The organism is Anisomitus miae (SeqCode), from assembly GCF_054906395.1.
In genome coordinates, this window is the sequence record NZ_JBRACL010000003.1 from 183,645 (window position 1) to 205,930 (window position 22,286).

The window sequence follows — 22,286 nt, forward strand, 5'->3', positions numbered from 1 at the left end:
AACGAGTTGACACTAATTTGACATAAATTTACGGATAAGGAGTTGGTGAATTATGGCAGGCTTTTATACCGAAGCAGACTATGAAAATTCCGTCATAGAGCTGCTTCAGAACATGGGGTATCGGTACGTCTATGCCCCCGACTTGGAGCGAGACTTTAAAAGCCCTCTGTATGAAGAAGAATTGAACGAGGCACTGCACCATTTGAATCCGACCATGCCGAAGGATGCAATCGCAGATGCTCTGTATAAGCTGAAGAATTTTGAAAATGCCGAGCTGGTGCAAAAGAATGCCCTTTTTATGGATTATCTGCAGCATGGTGTGGAAGTGTGCTATTTTGTAAAAGGTGAGGAGCGTTCAGGTCTTGTTTACCTTGTGGATTATAATAATCTCGGTAACAACTCATTCATCGTGGCGAATCAGTGGACATTTGTTGAGAATAGCAATAAGCGTCCAGATGTTCTGTTGTTTTTAAATGGTATGCCTGTTGTACTAGTGGAATTGAAATCTCCATCCCGTGAGGAAACCGATGCATCAGAGGCATACTCGCAGATCCGGAATTACATGCATGAGATCCCATCCATGTTTATCTACAACTGTATCTGTGTCATGAGTGACCTTATGACATCCAAAGCTGGCACGATTACATCCGGCGAAGACCGATTTATGGAATGGAAAATGAAGGACGGGAGCTACGAGAATACACAGTATGCTCAGTTTGATACCTTCTTTGAGGGTATCTTTGAAAAGGAGCGTCTGCTGGATATCATAAAGAACTTCATTTGTTTCTCCAACGAAGGTACAAAGCAGTTCAAAATTCTTGCAGGCTACCATCAGTATTTTGCGGTTAATAAAGCTGTGGCATCTACCAAGCACGCTACGGAAACAGATGGTAAGGGTGGTGTGTTCTGGCATACCCAGGGAAGCGGGAAATCCCTGTCAATGGTCTTTTATGCCAATCTGCTTCAGGAGGCATTGGATAGCCCGACCATAGTTGTTCTCACGGACCGTAACGATCTGGATGACCAGTTGTATGGGCAGTTTGTAAAGTGTAAGGACTTCCTGCGTCAGGAGCCTATGCACGCTGAAAGTCGGGAGCATCTGAAATCCCTGCTTGATGGCAGAAAAGCGAACGGTATCATCTTTACCACCATGCAGAAGTTTCAAGAATCCCATGAGCCTCTGTCTGAGCGTAGAAATATTGTTGTTATGGCAGATGAAGCACATCGTGGGCAGTATGGCTTAAAAGAAAAGATCGATGTAGAAACCGGTAAAATCAAGATCGGCACAGCGCGAATCATCCGTAACAGCTTACCGAATGCTACATACATAGGCTTCACCGGTACACCTATTTCCATGAAAGATAGAAGCACACGTGAAGTCTTCGGAGATTACATTGACGTTTATGATATGACGCAGGCGGTCGAGGATGGCGCTACCCGTCCGGTTTATTATGAGAACCGTGTTATTAAACTTAAGCTGGATGAGACTACGCTGCGCCTGATTGATGCCGAGTATGACATTATGGCTAATAACGCCGATCCGGATGTTATTGCTAAGAGCAAACGTGAGCTGGGTCAGATGGAAGCTATCCTCGGTAATGACCAGACAATCTCTTCATTGGTAGATGATATTTTTGACCACTATGAGAATTATCGCGCAAATCTGCTCACCGGCAAGGCGATGATTGTTGCGTATTCCCGCGCCATTGCAATGAAGATCTATGATCGTATCATGCAGCTCAGGCCTTCATGGACAGAGAAGGTCGCTGTTGTTATGACGGAAAGCAATAAAGACCCGGAGGAGTGGCGTGCTGTTATCGGAAATAAGCGTCGCAAGGATGAGCTTGCAAAGCAGTTCAAGGACAATGACAGTACGCTCAAGATTGCTATTGTTGTGGATATGTGGCTGACGGGCTTTGATGTTCCTGCGCTGGCCACGATGTATGTTTATAAGCCCATGCAGGGGTACAACCTTATGCAGGCGATTGCACGTGTAAACCGTGTATTTGGAGATAAAGAAGGTGGACTGGTTGTAGATTATGTCGGCATCGCAGCTGCACTTAAGGAAGCGATGAATGATTACACCTCCCGTGATAAGAAGAACTATGGTGATACCGATGTTGCGAAGGTTGCCTATCCGAAGTTCTTGGAGAAGCTTTTTATCTGCCGCGATATTTTCTACGGATATGATTATTCCAAGTTTACGACCGGCACTGGCCTTGAACGTTCAAGGGCTATTAGTGGTGCTGTCAACTTTATTGTTGCCGTTGATAAAGAACGTGAGCGCGAAGATTTTCTGAAGGAAGCACTTATGCTCCATCAGGCTTTGTCACTCTGTTCCTCCTTGGTAGAGGAAAGCCTCCGTATTGAAGCCACATTCTTTGAGTCGGTTCGTGTGCTTGTTATGCGCCTTATGAATCAAGGCGAGGGAAAGAAAATATCCTTTCCGGAAATGAATGCTCGTATCAACGAACTTCTGAAATCCAGTATCAAGAGCGATGGTGTTATCAATTTGTTCTCAGATGTTAAAGAGGAGTTTTCACTGTTTGATCCTAAATTCCTTGAGGAAATCTCAAAGATGAAGGAGAAAAACTTAGCAGTCGAATTACTGAAAAAGCTGATCGCAGAACAGGTGAAGATTTACCGACGTACCAATGTGGTCAAGTCTGAAAAATTCAGTGAGATCATCCAAAGTGCTATGAACCGTTACCTGAACGGTATGCTAACAAATGAAGAAGTCATACAAGAGCTTCTCAATCTGGCAAGACAAATCGCAGCAGCTCATAAGGAAGGCGACCAGCTTGGCCTTACAGCAGATGAGCTAGCATTCTACGATGCCCTGATAAAACCGCAGGTGATTAAGGACTTCTATGAAAATGAAGAACTTATTGCCATCACAAAAGAGTTGGCGGATACACTCCGTAAGAATCGCACGATTGACTGGCAGAAGCGCGATTCGGCCAGAGCAAAAATGCGGATGATGATTAAGAAACTCTTGAAGAAACATCGTTATCCACCGGAAGGCATGGATGACGCTGTTCAGACCGTAATGACGCAGTGCGAGTTGTGGATGGACAATAATGATATGGAAGGTTGGTTAGTTAACTTATAGTAAGATGTTGAAAGAGAGCGAAAATTAGGATTTGATTATGATTGCCGAAGACAGAGTAACTTATGACAATAATAAGAAGTGTTGACACGGCGGATATAATAAAAAGAAGATGTTGTGGTTTCTGGCGGCTTTCGAATAGAGTTTCCTGATAACCAAAAGGCAAAAAATAAAATGGAGAAATAATTATGGGTTCAAACGTAATAAGACATGATAACATTATCCCTTTAGTAATGCGTCAAGGCATAGCAAGCAGATATCATATTAGAAAATGTATTAATTTCACTAAGAATCGATAATGCTAAAGAGAAAGGATGTAGGATATGATAAAATTAAGAAAAAGTAAAATAGATGATGGTCTTTCAGAAAAATTTGGAGAATGGGCTCTGGTCGTGGGAGCTTCCATAGGATTAGGAGTCTGTTGATCAGAGGAGCGTGCAAAACGGGGATTCAATATTATTATTTGTGCAAGGCAACTTGAAAAGTTGCAAGAAGTCTCTGCCAGAATTCGTGATAAGTATGGTATTTTAACAAAGGAATTTACGGTAGATATTGACGAAGAGAACGCTTTTGATACCATAATTGAAAATATCCGTGGTCTGGATATTGGCATGTTGATTTATAATACTGCTATTGAGCATGTGGGATATTTTATTAAGGTTGATGAAATGTATTACGAAAAACGGGTTGTAGGAAATGCGATTGTTCCTATGAAGTTATGTTGGTATCTTTGTAGGCATATGGCACGGAAACATAGAGGATGTATCTTGTTGTGTTCTAATATTGCAGCAGCTGTAGGGTGTGGTGCCAACGCAGTGTATGGAGCAGTAAAATCTTTTGAACTGACGCTTGCCGAGGGATTGTGGTACGAAATGCGAAAGTATGGTGTAACAGTAGCAGGCGTTATGGTGGGTGCAATCGCAACACCAGAGTTTATGAGAGTAAAGGAATCCTTATTGAAAGAAAATGATTCTAATAAAAAAGTTGCGAAAAAGGCTAAGAAGAATAAAGGCCAGTTACCATCTAAGGTTACGAAATATGTTCTCGACCATGTGGGTGATGGACCGATTTTGTTTACAAGCTCTGGTGATCGGCGTATGTACCATTTGATGATTAAGATGCCACGAAAGTGGAGTTGTATAATGATGGGTTCTGTTATGGATAATGAATTTAATAGCGGATATGAGCAGTTGGATAATGATTTTACGGAAATTCAATGAGGGATGCGTAGCTATAAGGATAAAAGCTTTATGAAAGATAGGAATATTCTGTTTGTGAAGAGAGGAAGCATTATATAAATAAGAGTGAAGAAATAAAGCGATAAAAATTGCAGCCGAAATATGGAAAAATATAGAGACTTAAAAAGGGGATAATTTGTATGAAGCAAAAAACCTTAGAAGGTAGAGCACTTATGAAAAATGGTGTAAAGAGACTATGCTTTTCAGTATTTTGTATTTTGCTGGAGGCGATATTTATAATAAATATGTTTACGAAACTGAATGAATATGCAGAGGCTGTTAATATAATCACAGGATTATTAGCAGTAATTTTGGTTTTGTCGTTGTATTCAGCCGACAAAACTTCTTCTATGAAAATGCCCTGGATAATTTTAATTCTTACATTTCCAGTTATGGGAGTGTCACTATATTTTCTAATCGGACTAAATGGTGGTACATATAAAATGAAACAGCGATATGAACATATCGATAGAAAACTGTTGCCGTTGCTTCCGAAAAATAATGAATGCATGGAAAAAATCAGAGATAAAATTCCAAAAGCAGGAAATATAAGTGAATATATCCAGAGAAACACGTATTATCCAGTGTATCAGAATACGGATATTTCATATTATGACGAGGCGATAAAAGGTTTGAGAGCACAGCTTAATGATTTGTCAAGGGCAAAAAAATTTATTTTTATGGAGTATCATGCAATCGAAGATGACAAGGCATGGCAAGAGTTTCAGGAAGTATTGGTGGAACGTGTAAAAGCAGGAGTCGAGGTTCGTATCTTGTATGATGATATTGGATCCATAGGATTTATCAATACAAATTTTGTCAAAAAGATGAAGCAGCTTGGGATTAAGTGCAGAGTATTTAATCCATTTACACCGATATTGAATGTATTCCTAAATAACCGTGATCATAGAAAGATTACGGTCATTGATGGGAAAGTGGGTTTCACAGGTGGATATAATCTGGCGAATGAATATTTTAACTATACGCATCCGTATGGACAATGGAAGGATACGGGTGTTCGTATAGAAGGAGAGGCTGTCCAATCTATGACAATAACTTTTTTAGAAATGTGGAATGCTATCAGTAATGAGGAAGAAAATGATATTGATTTTAAGAAGTATCTTTTACAACCGGATTATCATGTAAAGGGGACAGGATTTATTCAACCCTATGCGGACAGTCCTATGGATGGGAAACGAGTTGGTGAGGAAATTTACATTAGTATAGTAAATAAGGCTGAAAAATACTGTTGGTTTATGACACCATACTTGATTATAACAGATGAGATGACGCATGCTTTGTGTCTTGCTGCAAAGCAGGGAATTGATGTCAGAATCATAACACCGGGGATTCCTGATAAAAAATTTATTTATAATATTACGCGTTCTTTTTATCATGTACTGGTTAAGCATGGGGTAAAGATCTATGAATGGACACCTGGATTTTGTCACGCTAAGATGAGTGTGGCAGATGATTGTATGGCAACCTGTGGAACGATAAATCTTGATTACAGGAGTCTATATCACCATTTTGAAAATGGATGTTTTATAGTAAACAGTCAGGTAGTATTAGATATAAGAGATGATATGAAGGCAACAATGGATGATTGTCGGGAAGTGACAGAAGAATATCGTATAGGACAGAGTGCATATCTGCGTTTAGGACATTTATTTATGAGACTATTTGCAGGATTATTATAAAATGTCTTGGACATTGTTAAATGAGCGGAAACCAGTTTGAATAGTACTGAAGAACCAGCCATCTCATCTAATGGAAATACAGCATATTCAGTAAGCTTACTTCTAGTTGTAAATAAAATCCGATAACGATATTTTGTTAAAGCAAAAAGAAATTGTTCTGTATGTCAGTTACATTAAAATTTATCAATGATTATCTAGTATATTTTTTTCTTTTGTATATGATTTGTAAAATTTATGTCTGTAAGAGATTGGTATAAATTTTATATGTATTTAATATGAAGGATATTGGTAGAGTATTTTTTATATTTTATGGTTATTCATCTGTAAACTTGATTTTCCCTATGTTGAAAATATCCTAAGGAAACGTTTTGGAAATTTTTTCTAGGTATTTGTAAATACTTTCCGTTTTGATTATCTTCCTAATAAGATGATAGTATAGTTGGGACTTTACTATCAGCAGTATAGTCAAGAAAAATAGTATACAGAGAATTTCTAGATAAATATCCAATAATATAAAATATTGGAAGGGAATGCCTAGCAATTTATTTTTATAGGTTACATTGTGAGTTCTATTGTACTGAGAAAGAATAATTTTGTAAAATAAGTGGATATTTATGAGCAGGAGTATCCATATGTAAGATTTCTTAAACATATAAAGTTTCGTTTTCCAATGCACTTCAGTGATAGGAAGACAGGGGAACTTTGTTAGAATAATGAGAGTACTTTTGTGTGTAGCATTGATATAGAAAGCTAAACTGCAAGGTGTGAAAAAGTAGTGTAAAATAAAGCTTTTTGATCATTTGAGTATCAGTATTTGAGAAATAATTAGTTATCAAAAATCGCTCTGATAAAATTATTGACTAAAATTTGTATAGGATTGAATCAGTGGTATGAATATTTTTATGATGGGGTTGTAACAGTTATTTGAATACCAAATAATAAAAGCAATATCATTACAGAAAGATCTGTAAAGTAAAATAAAAATCTATTCTAAAGGTGGTACTATGTCAGAAATCACAAAAAAGGCATTAGAAAATTCGTTGAAGAATTTACTTTTGAAAAAACCTGTTAATAAAATTACAATCAACGATATTACCGAAGACTGTGGTGTAAATAGAGCTACATTCTATTATCATTTTCAAAATATTTATGATCTGATCGAGTGGTCCTGTGAAGAGGATTCACGAAAGGCTATGGATGGAAATAAAACTTATGATACATGGGAGCAGGGATTCCTTAACATTTTTCACGCTGTAAAAGAGAATAGACCGTTAATTTTGAATGTTTATCGCCATGTAAGTCATGAGCAAATTATACAGTATCTATATCGAGTAGTATATCAATTGATAATTAATGTCGTTAATGAGTGTTCACAAGGAATGACCGTCAGAGATGAAGATAAACGATTTATTGCTGATTTTTATAAATTTGCGTTTGTTGGAATCATGCTTGACTGGATTAAACAAGATATGAAACCGTCTCCTGAGAAAATCATTGAACGTCTCAGTATATTTATTGGAGGAGATATTTTGCGTATGTTGGAAAAGTGTCGAACTGATAAATATAGTTAAACCTTCGACAAACGAAAGGTTTTGTTGTAAAATTCATCAAAGCATTCTGGATATCTGAATTTTCGATATCTGGGATGCTTTGTTTATTGTGATGCCTTTTGACGAGGAGTAAAATCTAGATATACCGAAAGGAAATTACGATGAAATTCAAGGAGGTATTCACATGTATTATTCAAGTGGTAATTATGAGGCATTTGCCCGTCCTAAAAAGCCTGAAGGGATAGAGCATAAGTCAGCCTATTTTATCGGTTCAGGTCTGGCAGCTCTTTCGGCAGGGTGTTTTCTTGTACGGGATGCGCAGATGCCTGGTAAGAACATACACTTTATTGAACGTGATCCTATAGCTGGTGGAGCATGCGATGGGTGGAATTATCCTGAAATTGGTTACGTTATGCGTGGCGGACGTGAGATGGATAATCATTTTGAAGTTATGTGGGATTTGTTTCGATCTATTCCTTCGATAGAGACAGAGGGAGTGAGTGTTTTGGACGAGTATTACTGGCTCAACAAGGAAGATCCAAATTATTCTCTATGTCGTGTAACGGAGAAGCGAGGACAGGATGCACATACAGATGGGAAGTTTTGTCTAAGTGACAAAGCTGCACTACAGTTAACACGCATGATCTTTATGACGGACGAGGAATTAGAGGAAAAGCGAATTACTGATGTTTTGGATGACGAGGTGCTGAATAGTAATTTCTGGACTTATTGGCGTACAATGTTCGCTTTCTACAATTGTAACAGTGCTTTGGAGATGAAACGTTATATGCAACGATTTATTCATCATATTGACGGTCTTCCAGATTTGCGTGCTCTTCGTTTCACAAAATACAATCAGTATGAATCAATGATCATGCCAATGGTAAAATATTTGGAGAACCACGGAGTACAGTTTCATTTTAATACGCAGGTTATGGACGTGCAGTTTGAAATAAGCAGCGAGAAAAAGATCGCAAGACGTGTGGAACTCCTTTCTGATGGGAATCAAGAGTTTTTGGATCTTACGGAAAATGACTATTTGTTCATCACCAACGGTAGTAATGTAGAGAATTCTTCGATAGGTGGTCAGAATAAGACTTGCGAGTATATTAAAGAACCTCGTGCTGGTGGATCATTTGATCTATGGCGTAAAATCGCTGCACAGGATTCTTCATTTGGGCGTCCAGAAAAGTTTTATGGAAATCCAGAGGAGTGCAACTGGATGGGGGTTACTGTCAATACATTGGATGATAAGATTTTGCCATATATCAGGAATATATGTAAACGTGATCCTCTTTCAGGTAAGGTTGTGACAGGTGGAATCGTTACCGCAAGAGATTCAGGATGGCTTTTAAGTTGGACGATCAACCGTCAGCCACAGTTCCATTCGCAGCCTAAAGACCAGTGCCTGATTTGGCTTTACGGATTATATACGAATCGGCTTGGTGATTATGTGAAAAAGAATATGCGTGATTGTACGGGTAAGGAAATCTGCATGGAGTGGCTCTATCATATCGGGGTGCCAGTTGATCAAATTGAAGAACTTGCAGAGAATAGTGCAAAAACAATTCCTGTTATGATGCCATTTGCAAGTTCGTATTTTATGCCGCGTGCAGCGGGAGATCGACCAGATGTTGTTCCAAAAGGTTCTATAAACTTTGCTTTCATTGGAAATTTTGCTGAGGTACCACGGGATACAGTATTTACAACAGAGTATTCCATGCGAACAGCGATGGTTGCTGTTTATACTCTGATGAATGTGGATCGTGGCGTGCCGGAGGTTTGGGGAAGCATTTATGATATTCGAGATCTTCTAAAGGCAATGATCAGTATGCGTGACGGTGCTCCTTTAACTGATATGAAGCTCAGTTTTAAACAAAAAATTGTTGTAGAAAAAGCACTGAACTTTATCAAGGGAACCGATATTGAAAAACTTCTGCGAGAGTATCATGTGATCTAAGTATAAAAAATTTTATAATATCCCAGGATTCTTATACTGCTATCAGCAGCATTGGAGAAGGGAAATAATAAAAACGCTTCTAGACCAACTGAGGTTCAGAGGCGTTTCTGCATGTGTAGGTTTAGTACTTAATATTTAATTGTGATCTTAGATTTTGAAATCTACGATGAACTATCTTTGAAGATGATAATCTTGGTCAATCAATCACTTTACTGAGTGATCTCTATTATTTTGCGGTTATATCCTGCTGTATCATGGTTGATATGATTGTTTATAAAATTGATAAGTTGAAAAAAGTGTAAATAACAATAAAGATTTAGATAGATTTGGAGATGTGTGGAAGATTTGTGTGAGATACGTGTGAGGACAAGCTAGAACTTTAAACTAACAAGGTGTTGAATGGGAATATATCAGGGAAGGAGTATGAGGTAAAACAAGGAACTAATACTAATACTGCTGGTATAACTAATGATAATTTAAAAGCAATATTTGCAGGTACAGGAGAAGAGTTATTGAAATTAGGGGAGGGGACGTTTGAATTCAAGTTAACACACGCTGCTCAAGGAGATGCAGTAACGATTGAATTATTTGACAATTCAGAGTTTAATGGAGGAAAGAAATATTTATTAGATAGTTTCACATTAGATACTCCTAAAGCTGATGAGACATTTGAGTTAGGAGGAATAACGTTAAATTTAAAGGACTTGGATTCAAAGATAGATACAGGAAAGAGTGGAGGGTTTACCTTCAGCAACGAAGTTAAGGTAGAAGAAGAAGGTATAAGATTACAAGTAGGAGCGAATAGGGAGCAAATGATAGGATTGAGCGTGGGTAACATGAGGAGCAGGGAGTTAGGGCTAGGAGGAATAGATGTGATAGGAGTAGGGAATGCGGAGGAAGCGATAGAGAGGATAGATGAGGCGATATCGAGGGTATCTAGTCAGAGGGCGGTAGTTTTAGTAAGGCAGCGGAAGAAGCATATATTACTCAGGTTGCTGTTATGGAACAGATAAATTTATTAGAGGAGATTATATGCGTTAAATTGTTTGAGAGAATGCATCATGAGGATTACATCTGATAAAAACCAAGAATGTTGAGCGGGAAGATAACAATGTTATCTGAATTCGGATTTCCTTGATTACATCTTTGTGTTATTGTGACAGTGCAGGTACTGGTAGTGAGCGTAAACGGTGGTGTGGTTATAAACTGTGTGGTGTAATCCGAGATGTACGAGTTGTTATACATAACCCAGAAGATTATATTGCAAGAAGCAATCTTATGTGGGAGTCGACTATGGCAAAAACCGTATTATCAAATTTAGGTAAACGTACTGGCTTTGAATGTTTGGGCAATTTCTGCTGATGGGAAAATCGGATTAGGAGATTGTTTTTCTAGCATAGAGGTGTTGAAAGATTTCATTGTAGAATTGGGTTACCTACTTCTTTACATGGATTAGGTTTGTATGAGAATATTGATTTGAAATCTATCGCTAATTTTTGTAAAATTATATGTGAATGTTATAAGAAAATGATTCATGAAGAAATATTTTTGATATTCAAAGAGTGTTTTTAATCATGAAAGGAGTTAATAAAAATGAAAAAACTGATTACTTTGATTTTAAGTTTTGTATTCGTGTTATGTCTTGCTGCTTGTAGCAAAAATAATTCACGTGAATCTATAACTTTAGAAACACAAAATTCAGTAACTTCTGAGTTGAAAGAGTCTGGTAAAAAGAAGTTGGTTGTTTATTACTCTGCTTCTGGAAGTACCAAAGATGTGGCAAATGTGATTGCAGATACTATAGGAGGAGATTTGTTTGAACTTGAACCGATCAATCCATATAACAGTGATGATTTAAATTGGAGAGATGACAATAGTCGTGTAACAAAGGAATATAGAAATGAAAATGAGAGAGATGTGAAACTTGTATCTATGGTGGTTAATGATTGGAGTGAGTACGATACTGTGTTTATTGGATATCCGATCTAGTGGGGAATTGCTGCATGGCCAGTTAATGAGTTTGTTGAAACTAATGATTTTACGGGTAAGGTAGTTATACCTTTTGCAACTTCCACTAGCTCTGGCATGAGACAGAGTGGTGAGCTCCTTGCAAAAATATCTGGAACTGGTGATTGGCAAGAGGGACGTCGATTCCGATCTGGAGCTTCAGAGAATGATGTAATATCATGGGTGAAAGATTTGGGATTATAGGGTGAAGCACATTACATAAAGTGGATCTTTCAAGAGGGCATGATCACATAAGTAAATTGAACTTATCTACATGTTTTGTAAGAAAGAACAAAGGAGGTTGTGGAAATAAAATCGAAAATGATGATAAAAATAGCAATTGACCTTATCATGACTGTAATATTGATATTGCTAATGACTTACGAACTAATTGGTCAAGCAATCCATGAGTGGATTGGGATAGCGATGTTTGTGTTTTTTATCATTCACCATTTTATGAATGGAAAATGGATATTGAATATTTTTAAAGGGCGTTATACGGTGGTCCGTGTTTTTCAAACAGCATTAGTTATTTGTATACTAGTAACGATGTTAGGTTCCATGATAAGTGGAATCATTTTATCTCAGACGATTTTTTCATTTTTGCAAATTCGTATTGGGAGTTTGCTTATGAGAAATATTCATATGGTATGTGCATATAGCGGTTATATTTTAATGAGTATGCATATGGTTTCCATTGGTTGATGATGATAGGAATTTTTAAAAAGCACTTTAATAAACAAGTGGGAAGATTTGTTTGGGTATTTCGGTTTATGGGATTTTTATTAGCAGTCTATGGTGTTTTAGCATTTATCAAAAGAGATATTGGGAACTATATGTTTCTTAGGCATCATTTTGTATTTTTTGATTTCGAAGAACCTTTGATATCTTTCCTTTCAGATTATATTGCAATAATGGCACTATTTGTATTTGTAGGACATTACTTTACTGAATTTTTAAGGTGGTATGTCCGTGTAAACGGAAAAAGTAAATCGAGAAATATTGGAAGCTAAGTGATTTAAAATTCACAAAATGTAAAACGTTTTATATTCATGGGTTAATCTACATTGTCTAGATTAACCTTTTTATATTTTCATTCTGAAGGTAAAGTAGTTAGCACTGTCGAGATCATAAAAAATTAATTTCTATTAAATTATTTTATGAGAAATCTAAAATAAGAGATGAGTAAATCTTCTATAGGATTTTTTTAGAACAGATATTATAACAGTAGGTGGTTGGGTTTTATATTTTAACAAAGGATTAAGAAGTGGTATAATATTTCAAAGTGATAATTTCTGAAGAAAGCTATAATATTTCGTTAATGAGGAAAAATAATTTAAAAAATTAAAGTTATATTGGCAGGGTTATAGCTGTATTGTGAAATCCAAAAAGATTTGGAAAGGTTTTATAAAAAGGCTCTCAACATTTTTGTAGATAATAAAACGGCTTTTGAGATTAAAGTCAAAGGAGATGTAAATGTAAATGATAATTGAAAAAATACAATCTTCAAAAGACAATTTGATACTTGAAATGGCTATTAGTGGTCCTCAAATCACACCTATTGGTATTGTTCAACTTGTTCATGGCATGTCAGAACACAAAGAACGTTATTTTAAATTTATGGACTATCTCTCTGCTCGTGGTTATGTATGTGTCATTCACGATCATAGAGGTCATGGCGCAAGTGTAAAAGACTCTTCCCATCTTGGGTATTTTTACACCGAGGATATTTCCTTCATCGTTGATGATGCATTTCAAGTGACGGAGTACATAAAAGCCAAATATACAAAGCTTGGTATTTCAATTTTCAGTCATAGTATGGGGACTTTGGTTGCTAGGAATTATTTAAAAAAGTATGATGACCAAATTGATAAAATTATTTTGTGTGGTCCTCCTACGAAAAATGGACTTGTGAATATTGCCTTAACTCTGGCGACGATTACAAAAACATTATATGGCAAATATGATCCAAATAAATTCTTGGATAAACTATCTCTAAGAGCCTATAACAAAGGATGCGATGTTAAGAATGGTTGGATAAGCTCTGATGTTGAAACAGTAGATGAATATAATAGAGATGGTTTGTGCGGATTTACATTTACGACAAATGGATTTATTAATTTATATAAATTGCTAAAGGAAGCATTCATCAAACAAGATTGGGATGTAAAGAATCCATCTTTACCTATTTTTTTGATAGCAGGAGCTGATGATCCTGTAATTCAGAGTGAGAAAAAGTTTTATGAGCTTAAAGATTTTTTGAATGGATTGGGGTATAAAAATATTTTGAGCAAACTTTACAAACATAAAAGACATGAATTGTTAAATGAAATTGGACTTAAAGATATTTACAAAGATATTTTGGATTTTTTGGTTTCGTAGTTTTAACCTTTTAGTGGTAGATTTTTAAATGTATATCCATTATCATCATGTTTGTCGCTGGTTAGCAATATGAGTTTTTAAAATTAATGATTTTGAGAGGGGATATTTGCGTGAATTTGGCAATCAAGAAAAGGATTTCAAGAAGAAACTATACGAAAATACCTGTAAGTTATGAAAATATTCTTAAAATAAAAACTTGGGTTAATGAAATTAATGAAAGATCAGGTTTGGATATTGAATTTATTGAAGATGGTGGAGATGCATTCAAGAATTTTAAAAAAAGTTATGGGGTTTTTACTAATGTTCGTTCGATACTTGTTATGAAAGGCAAAACCAGTGAGGAGAATTTAAGAATTAAAATTGGGTACTATGGAGAGGAGCTCGTTTTGAAGCTTACTGACTTAGGTCTTGGAGCTTGCTGGGTTGGAGTAACATATGATGCCAGTATTTTTACAATTGAAGATGGAGAAGAATTAGTTTGTGTTATACCTTTTGGTAATATTGAGAATTCTATTAAGGATAAGGCACTTCGTGCTGTGATGAGAAGTAAAAATAGGAAAAACATCAATAGTCGTATTATTTCTGATTCTACGATACCTCAATTTGTAGTCGATGGAATGGAGGCTGTAAAGCTTGCACCAAGTGCAGTTAACAAACAAAGTCCAGTCCTTAACATAAAAGATGAAATTATTACAATGTCAGTTAATGAGGAAGATCAATGGGATCTTGTTAATCTTGGAATTGCAATGCTCCATTTTGAGATTGGAGCTAAGAATGGAAGTTTTCATCTTGAAAATGGTGGAAGATATGTGATTAAATGAAAATGTGAGAAGGCAATCTTGAATCTTAGGGTAGGGAAAGGGGATGGCTGTTATGAAACATTTGACTATGTATAATGGGGTTGAAATTCCTATAATTGGTTTTGGTGTGTTTCAAATACCGGATTATGAAAATGCAAAGAAAGCAGTTCTTTCAGCACTAAAGGTTGGATATAGACTGATTGATACTGCCCAGCGTTATATGAATGAGAAAGCAGTCGGTGATGCGATTAAGGAAAGTGGCATATCGAGGGAAGAGGTTTTTGTAACGAGTAAGCTTTGGATGCATGATTTTTCATATGAGGGTGTACAAGAGGCTACCTATCGCACGCTTGAACGTATAGGATGTGATTATATTGATCTTATATGTTGTTGCATCAACCTATGGGTGATTATGTGAGTGCGTGGAAGGGTATTGAAAAACTTTACAAAGAAGGTAAAATTAGAGCAATCGGTGTGTCAAATTGTTATCCGCATGTTCTTGTTGATGTTTGTGAGACTTTTGAGATTAAGCCAATGATTAATCAAGTAGAAATGCATCCATTTTTTCAACAGCAACTCAATTTAGAAATGATGAAAGAATATGGAGTACTGCCAGAAGCATGGGGACCATTCAATGAAGGCAATAGAGATTTCTTCAATGACCCAATTCTCACAAGTATAGGTTCAAAATATAAAAAGTCTGCTGCACAGGTAGCACTTCGTTGGAACATTCAAAGGGGAGTAATTGTTATTCCTAAAACTGTGCATGAAGATAGAATGAAAGAGAATTTTGATGTGTTTGATTTTGAACTGTCACAGGATGATATGGATAAAATCAAGACTATGGATATTGGTCATAGTGAGATTGTCAATCACTTTGATCCTGAATTTGTTAAAAGGTTGCATTCGTTTAAGTTTTAGTCACTTAATGAAGTGGGGTCTTAAAGTTATAACTTAGTAGAATTTCTATTTAAAGAAAGGAGAAAAAGTATGGAATTTTTAACCTTAAATAATGGATTGAAGATGCCAAAACTTGGTTTTGGAGTATTTCAGATGACTAATGCCGACGATACTGTTAAGGCAATAAGGAATGCAATAGATATCGGATATCGTTTAATTGATACGGCTGCTATTTATGGGAATGAAGAATCTGTTGGACAAGCAGTTAAGGATAGTGGAATTGATCGTGAAGAATTTTTTATAACTACAAAGTTGTGGTATAAAGATTCAGGATATGAAAAAGCAAAAGAGGCTTTTCAATTGTCGCTCAATAAACTACAAACCAGTTATGTTGATCTTTATTTAATTCATCAACCTTACGGTGATTACTATGGTTCTTGGAAGGCAATGATAGAACTCTATAAGGAAGGTAAGATACGAGCACTTGGTGTGTCTAATTTTTATGATGATAGACTCGTGGATTTATGTCTTAGGAATGGTGTAATTCCTACAGTATGCCAGAGGGAGATTCATCCTTATAATCAAAATTGGATTTCTGAAGAGTAGGCGAAGAAGTACAATGTTCAACTCGAAGCGTGGTCGCCTCTTGGAAGGGCAAGTGGAGGAATTCTTGATGATGAAGTATTAAATAGGATTGCCAAGACGCATAACAAGACAGCTGCACAAATTATACTTCGATGGATTATGCAAAGAGATATTATTGGGATTCCAAAATCAAGCAACGTTGATCGAATGAAAGAGAATTTTGATATTTTTGATTTTGCACTTTCTCAAAATGAAATGGATGAAATTAAAAAACTCGACAGAGGATATAATGTCAGTGGATTTAACCATTATGATCCTAAGATGATTGAGCTTTTGGAAACATTTTAATTTTAAAATGAAGTCTAGCTCTAGATATTAATATGAGTATACAATTTTCTGTAAAGATCCGACCTATTTTCAGTAGGTTGGATTTTTATTTTTGGAAGCACATGCTGTAATGGAATAAGTGTTAAGGATTTTTAACTTTGCGTTTAAAGACATTCAGCTAAAGTGAATTTATTAAATAGATTTTATAAATAATTGAATTGATCCATCTAAAATGAGCAGTATTGTCAATAACAATACCTAAAAACTAAGATTCACAGACCACCCAATAAGAATATCTATAACATATCCTATCAATATGCCTGCACACCTTGCACACAAAACCAAATAAGCAAACCTTTAATCCACTTACACCTTTTGTATGGGTGTTACTTATAGCTTGGAGATTAGTACGCTTACAACTTGGACAACAAAGTTGCTTCGACTTCATTCAGAGGAATATTAATTTCACTTATCGACTAACTAGTGTATCATGCAAAATTCAAAAAATCAAAAAGATAAAAAGCGTTGTCCGTTACCGATAATTCAATAACATTGATTTTATAATTATTAATGAAGGCTCCCTCTGGGAAAGTAAAATGAAACGAGTAAATACTGGAATTACAATTTTAGATACACATATTCATTTAAAGATGTTATTGTTTCAGGCAAGGAGAGATTTATTTTTGTGTTGAAACACTTATGATAGTTCGGAACCAGATTTTAAAACTTCAGGAATGGATGAACGCAGTATTATCGAAATGTATTTAACAGCGTCTGCCTTATTCTGATTCTGGTTATTTCTAAATAGGTTGATTAACATACCAGCTAGGGCTTCCGTGTACATGTCGCATACAAAATCTTTGTAGTCTTTTTTCACATTAAGTCCTAGTGTGGTTTCTATTGAATCGATTATTGAACGTATTATATCAACAAAATCATTATAGAAGAAACGCTTCATTTCTTCTCTTCCCATAGTGTCAAATGCACAATTTAGAATGTGTTTGTTCTTCTCAACGTAATCCATAACGAAGATAATGGCATCTTCGTAATCGACTAATAAGTCAAATTGTTTAACAACTCTGATAGCCTCTTCTCTGAGAATCCACTCAAGCAAGTCGTATATGTTCTCAAAGTGATAATAAAATGTTTTCCTATTAAGTCCACAATCGGTTATTACATCCTTTACTGTTATTTTTGAGAGAGGTTTAACTTTCATAAAATTCTTAAGAGAATTTGCGATTAAATTTTTAGTATTTAGGGTAGTAATTTCATGTTTGATTTTGATCACCTTCTATTTGTTTGTATAGGAATCTGCTAAAATCAAAAATCGAAGTTGGATAAATTTGTTATACAACTTTGGGCATTTGTCCAAAATTTACTCAACCATTAATCTATTGACCATTGTACAGTTTTGAAATTTTATTAAAATCTATATTGAGCATTATGGAAAGAGGTGAAGGTAACTTATTCTCAATTGCAAAAAGGATTTATATTTTGAGTCATTTTTGTAATTGTAACAATCGATTTTTGATTTAGTCATTTTGTGTACCAAGAGGACTGTGTTTGTGTGTTGATGTACAGTTCTCAAAACAATTATAGTAAAAATTTATAGATAATGAAAGGAAATTGATATGCAGAAGTTTTATGAGAAAATAGTGAATAACTCTAAAAATATAATTATTATTTTTGGTATTATTTTTCTCATATATTTATTTTTAATGCCGTTAGTTTCGGTTAACTACGATATAAATGATTATTTGCCTTCTCATAGTTCGTCTACAGTTTCTTTAGAAATAATGGAAAGTGAATTTTCAGGAGGGATTCCTAAGGCAAGGGTAATGATTGAAAATGTTACTCTTTATGAATCCCTTGAATACAAAAGACAAATTGAAAAAATTGATGGAGTTTCAGAGGTTCTTTGGCTTGATGATTCTGTAGATATATCGATTCCGTTGGAGGCAATGGATACTAAAACAGTTGAGAATTATTATAAAAATGGTAGTGCTTTATATACAGTTACATTGGAAGATGACAAAAGGATTGAAGCAGTTGATGCCATAAGAAATTTGATTGGATACGATAACGCAATGTCAGGAGCTGATGTTTCAACTGCAGTATCTACTGAGAGTACATTGGAAGAAGTTCCTAAAATCGCAGTGATAGGGGTTATATTTACATTTATTATTTTAATTTTAACGACGGGTTCTTGGGCAGAACCATTCATTGTGTTGATTGGGTTAGGAGCGGCTGTTGTTATAAATTCCGGTACCAATTTGATATTTGGAGAGATATCATTTGTAACTAATGCTGCAGGCAATATCTTACAGTTGGCTATATCTTTAGATTATTTTGTATTTTTAATTCATCGCTTTACGGAATATAGGAAGAACACTTCGAATGAGAAAGAGGCAATGGTAATGGCGTTAATAAAATCAACAAGTTCTATATTCTCTAGTGGTGTAACTACGGTAATAGGTTTCTTGGCTCTTGCTTTTATGGAATTTAGAATTGGACCTGACCTTGGGTTTGCACTTGCTAAGGGAATAGGGATAAGTTTGATAACTGTATTTGTGCTTATGCCTCCTATAATTTTATCTACTTATAAATTTATTGATAAGACTGAACATAGACCTTTCCTTCCGAGCTTTGGATGGTTTGGAAAATTGATAACTAAACTCGTAGTGCCAATGATTTGTATATTTGTGATATTGATAGTTCCTTCATTCCTTGCATCCAAAGCAAATGATTTTTATTATGGTTCTTCTAACATTTTTGGTGAAGGTACAAAGTTTGGAACAGATACCCAAAGAATAGAAAGTACATTTGGCAAGAGGGATACCTATGTATTATTAGTACCTAAAGGCAATTCGTCTAATGAACTAATGCTATCTAATGAACTTAAGAAATTACCTCAAGTTACTGACATTATTTCATATGTGGATACCGTTGGTTTGGAAATCCCAGTGGCTTATCTTAGTGATAAGATATTATCCAAACTTGAATCAAACAACTATAGGAGGATAGTGATTTCTTTAGATGTTGATTTCGAAGGTGAAGAAACCTTTGCTTTAATTGAGGAAATTCGAAAAATAGCAGGTGAGTATTATCCTGATTCGTATTATTTGGCAGGCGAAGGAGTTAGCACTTACGATCTAATGAAAACAGTGACAGATGATATGGTTAAAGTAAATGTAATAGCAATTGGAGCTGTTTTTGTAGTGTTATTATTTGCTTTAAAATCAATAACTCTTCCATTTATATTGATATTGTGTATTCAAACAGCGATATGGATAAATTTATCTATACCGTATTTTAATAATTCTTCAATTTTCTATATTGCTTATTTGATAATTAGTTCCATACAATTGGGGGCAACTGTTGATTATGCTATTTTGTTAACAGATAGGTATTTGGAAAATAGGAAGGCTATGAATAAGAGAAGAGCTGTAATTGATACTATTAGTTCAGTTACAATTTCAATATTGACTTCAGGAAGTGTATTGACAATTGTTGGATTTGTTCTTGGTAATATATCAACTCATGGTATATTGTCTCAACTGGGAATCTTTTTAGGAAAGGGAACATTGAGTTCAATGATAATTGTTTTCTTTGTTCTTCCAGGTATGCTATTTGTCTTAGATAAATTTATCGAAAGAACTACAAAGGGTACTGAGTTTTTAAATGATAAGGAGGAGTTGTAATATGAAAAAATCAAAAAAGTTATTATCCGTAATTCTTACTACTTGTATTGTGTTTTCTCCAATAACATCTACGTTCGCTAATGAAAATAGTTCTGCAAAAGAAGAAGTAATTTACATTATGGCAAACTCAGACGGTTCTGTTAAAGATATCTATGTAGTTAATATTTTTAGTGGAGGAGAGATTACTGATTATGGAAATTATTCAGAAGTGAAAATGCTCACAACAGATGATCCGATAAGTGTGAAAGATGATTCTATAACTTTTTCAAGTACAAGTGAGAAGGTTTATTATCAAGGTAAGATGCAAGATAAACAAATTCCGTGGGATATATCAATTAATTATTACCTAGATAATCAGGAGTATACCCCTAATGAGATTGCTGGCAGAAGTGGAAATTTAAAAATTAAATTGAAGATTTATAAAAATGATAATTATGAGGGAACGTCATACGATGATTTCACATTGCAGACGACTCTTTTATTCGATACAACTAAGGCTAGTAACATTATTGCAGAAGGTTCAACGATTGTAAATGTAGGCAAGAATAAACAAATTCTTTATACGGTTTTGCCTGGTGAGAATTTGGATGTTGAAATTTTTGCAAATGTAGTTGACTTTGAAATGGATGCTATAGAAGTAAATGGTATAAGTATGAATTTGAATATAGATGTTGACACGTCGAGTATAATGAGTGAGTTTGATGAATTTCAAGATGGAATAACAGAATTAAATAACGGTGCTATTCAACTTCGAGATGGTAGCTCAGATCTTAGAACTGCAACCTCCACTTTAAATGATGGAGTAAAGAAGTTGGGTGCAGGAACTACAGAGTTAAGTAATTCTATCGTATTATTGAGTAATGGTATATCAAGTCTTCAAGAAGGAATAGGCGAAATTCAAAATGGGCTAAGTACTTTAAATGATAAATCAGATGAAATTATATCAGGTTCAACTCAATTCAATTCAGGTTTGAAAGAGATTCAAGAAGCATTGTCGAATGTGTCTGCTACTGCTAATGACATTAGTCAATTAACATCAGCTTCACTTCAAATAAAGGAAGGGATAGAGGAGCTTAGCAGAGGTATGAATCAAATTTACGAAAGTGTAGGAAGCTCTAAATATAAATCCACAATGAAGCAAAATGGATTGGACGTTGACGAACTGAAGGAAATGAATTCTCAGGCAATCAATACACTAAATGATCAAATTAGAACATTGCAAAATAACATTTCAGCTATACAAGAAGTAGAAGGTCAAGAACAGAATGTGATACAATTGCAAAGGCAAATTGAGCAACTTAGTAATGTTATTAAATTAATGTCAGCAAACAATGAGGCTATTAATGGGACTGAGTCTTATTTAAATACTCTAGAAGCTTCAATGTCACAATTAGTAAAAGGAGTTTCTGACCTTGAGACAAAATATAGAAGCTTTAATGATGGAATTCAAAATTTATCTTCATCACTTAGTGGAATGGTATATAACATCAGAGCCCTTTCTGATGGTATAAACAAACTTGTAAGCGAGTATTCAAAATTGGATAGTGGGTTTGTTGAATATAGCCAAGGGGTGAAATCTTTAGTCGATGGTTTTCAAAGAATATCTGATGGTATATCCGAAATTTCAAACGGGAGTAAGCAATTGAAGACAGGTTCAGATGAGATTTCTACAAATATGAATAAGCTCCTTAGTGGAGTGTCTGAACTTTACAATGGAACTGATGAACTTTACAAAGGTTCTGTAAAGCTTAGTAACGGAGTTGCTGAGTTAAAAGATAGAACTTCAAATTTAGATACTCGCATTGAGGATAAGGTGAATGAAATGTTATCTGATTTTCGTGGAGATAAAGGAGAATTAAAATCATTTACATCTAGCAAAAATACTAATATTAAATCAGTTCAATTTGTTTATAAGACTGATGCTATTGAAAAACCAGAGAGTGTAAATGAAGTCACAAATGTTGAAGAGAATTTTAATTTTTGGCAAAAGTTAATGAGGCTGTTTAGATTAAACTAAATTGAAAAAT

Annotated in this window: 17 protein-coding genes and 2 pseudogenes; 18 read left to right on the plus strand and 1 reads right to left on the minus strand. The window is 35.1% G+C overall.

Translation table 11 applies throughout. The features are described 5' to 3' along the window. Nucleotides 1–52 precede the first annotated feature (52 nt). The 16 genes and pseudogenes from AALI31_RS01415 (at nt 53) to AALI31_RS01490 (ending at nt 16,579) form a co-directional block, all read left to right on the plus strand. A complete protein-coding gene (locus AALI31_RS01415; protein ID WP_489884743.1) occupies nt 53–3,112 on the plus strand; it encodes a type I restriction endonuclease subunit R in 3,060 nt (1,019 codons plus the stop codon). A 440-nt stretch (nt 3,113–3,552) separates the two neighbouring features. Next, nucleotides 3,553–4,329, plus strand: a pseudogene (locus AALI31_RS01420) (SDR family NAD(P)-dependent oxidoreductase); the annotation flags it as partial. Nucleotides 4,330–4,487: 158 nt separating this feature from the next. Next, on the plus strand, nt 4,488–6,047 hold the full coding sequence (gene cls / locus AALI31_RS01425) for a cardiolipin synthase (RefSeq protein WP_489884744.1): 1,560 nt from the start codon (nt 4,488–4,490) through the stop codon (nt 6,045–6,047). Between the two features lie 1,004 nt (nt 6,048–7,051). Further along, nucleotides 7,052–7,618 carry a TetR/AcrR family transcriptional regulator gene (locus tag AALI31_RS01430; protein WP_489884745.1) on the plus strand — a complete coding sequence of 189 codons (567 nt, stop codon included), beginning with the start codon at nt 7,052–7,054 and terminating at the stop codon, nt 7,616–7,618. 163 nt (nt 7,619–7,781) lie between these two features. Continuing rightward, nucleotides 7,782–9,557, plus strand: coding sequence for an oleate hydratase (locus AALI31_RS01435; RefSeq protein WP_489884746.1), 1,776 nt, complete (start codon nt 7,782–7,784; stop codon nt 9,555–9,557). Between the two features lie 392 nt (nt 9,558–9,949). Next, the gene (locus tag AALI31_RS01440; RefSeq protein WP_489884747.1) at nt 9,950–10,570 is read left to right on the plus strand and encodes a hypothetical protein; all 621 of its coding nucleotides are present in this window, start codon (nt 9,950–9,952) and stop codon (nt 10,568–10,570) included. Beyond that, nucleotides 10,540–10,635, plus strand: a complete 96-nt coding sequence (locus AALI31_RS01445) for a hypothetical protein (RefSeq protein ID WP_489884778.1) — start codon at nt 10,540–10,542, stop codon at nt 10,633–10,635. Before AALI31_RS01440 ends, AALI31_RS01445 begins: the two co-directional genes overlap by 31 nt. Before the next feature lie 515 nt (nt 10,636–11,150). Then, nucleotides 11,151–11,768, plus strand: a pseudogene (locus tag AALI31_RS01450) (flavodoxin). 117 nt (nt 11,769–11,885) lie between these two features. After that, the gene (locus AALI31_RS01455) at nt 11,886–12,269 is read left to right on the plus strand and encodes a hypothetical protein (RefSeq protein ID WP_489884748.1); all 384 of its coding nucleotides are present in this window, start codon (nt 11,886–11,888) and stop codon (nt 12,267–12,269) included. 68 nt (nt 12,270–12,337) lie between these two features. Then, the gene (locus tag AALI31_RS01460) at nt 12,338–12,577 is read left to right on the plus strand and encodes a hypothetical protein (RefSeq protein WP_489884749.1); all 240 of its coding nucleotides are present in this window, start codon (nt 12,338–12,340) and stop codon (nt 12,575–12,577) included. 469 nt (nt 12,578–13,046) lie between these two features. Continuing rightward, nucleotides 13,047–13,946: an alpha/beta fold hydrolase gene (locus tag AALI31_RS01465; protein WP_489884750.1), complete on the plus strand. Its 900-nt coding sequence runs from the start codon at nt 13,047–13,049 to the stop codon at nt 13,944–13,946. A 110-nt stretch (nt 13,947–14,056) separates the two neighbouring features. Beyond that, nucleotides 14,057–14,767, plus strand: coding sequence for a nitroreductase family protein (locus AALI31_RS01470; protein WP_489884751.1), 711 nt, complete (start codon nt 14,057–14,059; stop codon nt 14,765–14,767). A gap of 52 nt (nt 14,768–14,819) precedes the next feature. Beyond that, nucleotides 14,820–15,164, plus strand: coding sequence for an aldo/keto reductase (locus tag AALI31_RS01475; RefSeq protein WP_489884752.1), 345 nt, complete (start codon nt 14,820–14,822; stop codon nt 15,162–15,164). After that, nucleotides 15,149–15,667, plus strand: coding sequence for an aldo/keto reductase (locus AALI31_RS01480; protein ID WP_489884753.1), 519 nt, complete (start codon nt 15,149–15,151; stop codon nt 15,665–15,667). Before AALI31_RS01475 ends, AALI31_RS01480 begins: the two co-directional genes overlap by 16 nt. Before the next feature lie 69 nt (nt 15,668–15,736). Beyond that, nucleotides 15,737–16,252 carry an aldo/keto reductase gene (locus tag AALI31_RS01485; protein ID WP_489884754.1) on the plus strand — a complete coding sequence of 172 codons (516 nt, stop codon included), beginning with the start codon at nt 15,737–15,739 and terminating at the stop codon, nt 16,250–16,252. A gap of 60 nt (nt 16,253–16,312) precedes the next feature. After that, nucleotides 16,313–16,579, plus strand: a complete 267-nt coding sequence (locus tag AALI31_RS01490; RefSeq protein ID WP_489884779.1) for an aldo/keto reductase — start codon at nt 16,313–16,315, stop codon at nt 16,577–16,579. A gap of 676 nt (nt 16,580–17,255) precedes the next feature. Here the strand turns inward: AALI31_RS01490 and AALI31_RS01495 are convergent. Further along, complete coding sequence (locus tag AALI31_RS01495; RefSeq protein WP_489884755.1) at nt 17,256–17,774, minus strand: TetR/AcrR family transcriptional regulator C-terminal domain-containing protein; 519 nt, start codon at nt 17,772–17,774, stop codon at nt 17,256–17,258. A 502-nt stretch (nt 17,775–18,276) separates the two neighbouring features. Between AALI31_RS01495 and AALI31_RS01500 the strand changes: the two genes are divergently transcribed. Together AALI31_RS01500 and AALI31_RS01505 are read left to right on the plus strand one after the other, a co-directional pair. Further along, nucleotides 18,277–20,259, plus strand: coding sequence for an efflux RND transporter permease subunit (locus AALI31_RS01500; protein WP_489884756.1), 1,983 nt, complete (start codon nt 18,277–18,279; stop codon nt 20,257–20,259). Nucleotide 20,260: 1 nt separating this feature from the next. Then, nucleotides 20,261–22,276 (plus strand): hypothetical protein, encoded by a 2,016-nt coding sequence (locus AALI31_RS01505; protein ID WP_489884757.1) that lies wholly within the window; start codon nt 20,261–20,263, stop codon nt 22,274–22,276. The last annotated feature ends 10 nt before the right edge of the window (nt 22,277–22,286 follow it).